The sequence below is a fragment of the Massilia horti genome (assembly GCF_004614195.1).
GTDB classification, from domain to species: domain Bacteria; phylum Pseudomonadota; class Gammaproteobacteria; order Burkholderiales; family Burkholderiaceae_D; genus Telluria; species Telluria horti.
In genome coordinates, this window is sequence record NZ_SPUM01000077.1 from 1 (window position 1) to 2,510 (window position 2,510).

Genomic DNA, 2,510 nt, shown 5'->3' on the forward strand with positions numbered 1-2,510 from the left:
AAGCGGTAACGAAGTAGGGCAGGCACCGCTTGTTGTGTCGTTTCCGGCACTGCCGGAAACGACTTCCCGGCATATGCCGCGTGCTACACCGGCTCAGTATGGACCCCGCCTTCCGCGCGGGAGGCGTAGGGTGCGCACCTGTGCGCACGCGGTACGGCTGATCTGACGTTAGCGCCGCGTGCTTTCATAGCTGCCGCAAACTCTGCTCAACCGTACAGCGTGCGCACAGGTGCGCACCCTACGAGGGTGGCTTACTGGCCGCCTTTCTGGCCGGCGCCGGAGCCGATATTCGCCATCGGGTCTTTTACGGTGTAATCCGCAGGGACCACAAACAGCGCCGCGGCGGGCTCGTCGCGCTTCACGTTCTCCAGGCGGTAGACGGTCTCGCCATGGCGCGGGTCGCTGTGTTTCGCGTACAGCGTCACCTGCAGGTCCGGCGAGTACCACGATTCATCCGACACCACGATCGGAGCGCGGTTGCCGATCTCGCCGGCCGGGATTTCGTAGCTGCGCAGCTTGCCCTCGGCCTTGAGCCCCTCGATTTCGCGCGTGCCCAGGTCCTTGGTGGTCGCCTTGGCGGCCCATTTCATGTCGTCCATGGCGCCGGCGATGAGCGGGCCAAGGCGGGCCGAGATCTGGCGCGCGGCCATGCCGTCGCCCAGTTCGTTCGGAACGCGCACGCGCAGTTCCTGCCCCCTTACCGCGTCGCCCAGTTCGGGACGCTTGATGACCAATCCCTCGCCGTTCCCGGGCAGCTTGCCTTCCTTGCGCTGTTGTGCGATACGGGCACGCACGCCCTCGGCCGCGCTGCGTATCAGCCCCGGATCGGTCGAGAGCTTGATAGCGGTCTTGTTGCGCGTTTGCAGCTCGTAGCTGGTATGCGCCACAGGATCCTTGATCGACACGCGCTGCAGTTCGCCCTTGTTATCGCGGGCTTCCTCCCGGGTACGGCCTTTGCTGTCGCGATAGCTTGCCGACGTCTTCTTGCTCACGATCTGGTTGCCGTCGGCGAGGGTTTGAACGCGTTCATTGATCACGGTGGCGGAGTAGGGCGCGTTCTTCACGGGCTCGCCGCGCATGTGAAAGCCGTTTTTCAGGTGCATGAACATGCGGCCGTCCCTTATCGCGGTCGGGCCGGCATACACCTGTTCGCCCTGGGCCGGCGGCGTTTCCTGGGCGAGGGCGGGTGCGAGGGCACACGCCAGCAGGGTGGCAAGTATGGTTCTCTTCATGGTCGTATCTCCTTTTGCTTTTGCACGTCAATTGATGGCGGTAAGTCGTACGGCGAGCGGTTGGCCGTCGCCTGACACCAGCATTTCTGCCTTGACCGAGCCGCCTGCGTTTTCCGGGCTGATGGGCACGCCGAGCTGGGCCAGCACGGTGCGCGGGAGTTCGGCCTCTACCACTTGCGGCGCCGGCTCCTGTTCGATGCGCTCGAGCGACTCGAGCGCGATGAAGGCGCCGTCGTCGTCGAACCCGGCAAAAGGCTTGGTCCCGGGCGCGCGCAGATGCGGCGCCAGCACAATCACCATCACGGCAATGGCGACGCTGGCCACGCTGCCGGCAACGGCCCAGTTTTTGTTGGCGAGCATGTGGTACCAGCGCTTCTTGCGCGGGAACTGCCTGGCGAACGCCTGCATCAGCTCTTTCTCGACGCCGGGCGGGGTGTCCAGATGCGCCAGTTCGTTGCGCAGCGCATCGAAGGGCGAGGCCAGTAGCGGGTCATTCATGTCGTAGGTGCTCATGTTCGTGTTCCTTTCTGCTCACACGGCCTGCGCGGTAAAACGGTGCGCCGCCAGACGCTTGGCCAGCGCGTCACGTCCGCGGGACAGGCGCGAGCGCACGGTACCGATGTCGAGTTGGCAGACCTGCGCGATTTCGGCGTAGGACAGGTCGTGCATTTCGTACAGGATGACCACGTCGCGGTAATGCGGCGCCAGCAGCGACAGCGCGCGGCGCACTTCCTCGGCCGCCTCGTTGTCCAGCAAGCGGGTCAGCGGCCCGGGCGCGTCGCACGCCAGTTCCGCCGAATCGTCGTCATCCGGCTCGGGCAGCGGTACGTGGCGCAGGCGTGGCTCTTCGTGCTTGAGGATCAGGTTGCGGGCGACGCCGAACAGGAAGTGCTGCAGCAGGCCGCGCAGCGGATCGAATTGCAGGCGCCCGGTCAATAGACCCATGAACGCTTCCTGCACGATGTCGGCCGCAGTGTCGGCCGAGCCGCAGCGCAGCAGGGCGAAGCGGAACAACGGACCCTGGTGCCGCCGGTACAGCGCGGCGAAGGCGGATGCCTCGCCGGCACGCATCTGGCGCAGCAGGTCGACGTCGGAAATGGCGGGTGGCGTGGTCATGGGCTTCATATTTACCCCGTATTCCACGGTCGTGTTAAAAAAGTTCCAGATTTTTTTGCGCTGGCACCGTTAGCTGGGAGGGCGTAGGGACAATAGTTAGCCCCAAATCGTCGTCCCCGCGCAGTGAACTGACCCAGAAAAGTTGGACACCAGTTCCAACTT

The 2,510-nt window shown here is 64.6% G+C and carries 3 protein-coding genes; all 3 read right to left on the reverse strand.

Going from position 1 to position 2,510, the window contains the following annotated elements; genetic code table 11:
- Positions 1-251 precede the first annotated feature (251 nt).
- The 3 genes from E4O92_RS11935 to E4O92_RS11945 are packed head-to-tail and all read right to left on the reverse strand — an operon-like array spanning position 252 to position 2,357.
- On the reverse strand, positions 252-1,232 hold the full coding sequence (locus tag E4O92_RS11935; RefSeq protein ID WP_135189996.1) for a hypothetical protein: 981 nt from the start codon (positions 1,230-1,232) through the stop codon (positions 252-254).
- A gap of 27 nt (positions 1,233-1,259) precedes the next feature.
- Complete coding sequence (locus E4O92_RS11940) at positions 1,260-1,745, reverse strand: hypothetical protein (protein WP_135189997.1); 486 nt, start codon at positions 1,743-1,745, stop codon at positions 1,260-1,262.
- 18 nt (positions 1,746-1,763) lie between these two features.
- On the reverse strand, positions 1,764-2,357 hold the full coding sequence (locus E4O92_RS11945) for an RNA polymerase sigma factor (protein ID WP_229483276.1): 594 nt from the start codon (positions 2,355-2,357) through the stop codon (positions 1,764-1,766).
- Positions 2,358-2,510 lie beyond the last annotated feature (153 nt).

Bases quoted from the DNA above. Each gene is read 5' to 3' on its own strand.
- E4O92_RS11935 (WP_135189996.1), bottom strand. From the start codon at position 1,232: ATGAAGAGAACCATACTTGCCACCCTGCTGGCGTGTGCCCTCGCACCC.
- E4O92_RS11945 (WP_229483276.1), bottom strand. From the start codon at position 2,357: ATGAAGCCCATGACCACGCCACCCGCCATTTCCGACGTCGACCTGCTG.
- E4O92_RS11940 (WP_135189997.1), bottom strand. From the start codon at position 1,745: ATGAGCACCTACGACATGAATGACCCGCTACTGGCCTCGCCCTTCGAT.